Origin of the sequence: Thioclava atlantica, from assembly GCF_000737065.1 — a bacterium.
Taxonomy (GTDB): domain Bacteria; phylum Pseudomonadota; class Alphaproteobacteria; order Rhodobacterales; family Rhodobacteraceae; genus Thioclava; species Thioclava atlantica.
The window spans coordinates 1-869 of record NZ_AQRC01000044.1 but is presented as its reverse complement, the minus strand read 5'-3'; the positions used below and the strand labels follow the sequence as shown (position 1 = coordinate 869).

The window sequence follows — 869 nt, the reverse complement described above, 5'->3', positions numbered from 1 at the left end:
GTGCTCTGCCCCCTGAAAACTGGACCGTTTGAAGCTGGAGTTTTCGGCTAAGCTTTCCTGGCTGGGAGAGGAGCGGAAACGCATGAAAGCATCGAAGTTCACGGAAGCGCAAAAGGCGTTCATCCTGAAGCAGGGCGAGCAGGGAACGCCGGTCGCTGAGATCTGCCGCAAGGCTGGGATAAGTCAGGCGACCTATTTCAACTGGAAGAAAAAGTATGGCGGCTTGCTGCCAGACGAGATGCGTCGGTTGAAGGCGCTCGAGGACGAAAACGCGCGGCTGAAGAAGATCGTCGCGGACCTGACGCTGGACCGGGAGATGTTGCAGGATGTGATCCGGCGAAAGCTCTGAAGCCTGGGCGTCTGCGAGAGATTGTGACCGGGATGTGCGTCGACTGGGGCGTGTCGATAAGGAAGGCTTGTGGGGCCATCTGCTTCGACACGTCCAGCTACCACTACAAGTCCCGGCGGACGCATCAGGCTGCCGTCGAGCGGCGGATCAAGGAGATCTGCGAGACACGCGTGCGATACGGCTATCGCCGTGTGCATGTCCTGCTTCGGCGAGAGGGGTGGATCATCAACATGAAGAAGACCCGCAGGATTTACAACGAGTTGGGCCTTCAGCTGCGCAACAAGCACCCGAAGCGCCGGGTGAAGGCGAAGCTGCGGGAGGACCGCCAGGAAGCCATCGGCCCGAACGATGTCTGGGCGATGGACTTCGTTCACGATCAGCTCGCCATGGGCAAGAAGATTCGCATCCTGACGATTGTGGGCACCCATTCCCGGCTGTGCCCGGCGGCCGATCCCCGCTTCACCTACCGGGGCGAGGACGTCGTGCAGACGCTCGAGCAGGTCTGCGCCAAGGTCGGCTA

General features: G+C 60.6%; 1 pseudogene. It reads left to right on the top strand.

What is annotated here, in order from left to right:
* Window positions 1–82 precede the first annotated feature (82 nt).
* Window positions 83–869 (top strand): annotated as a pseudogene (locus tag DW2_RS19580) (transposase); the annotation flags it as partial.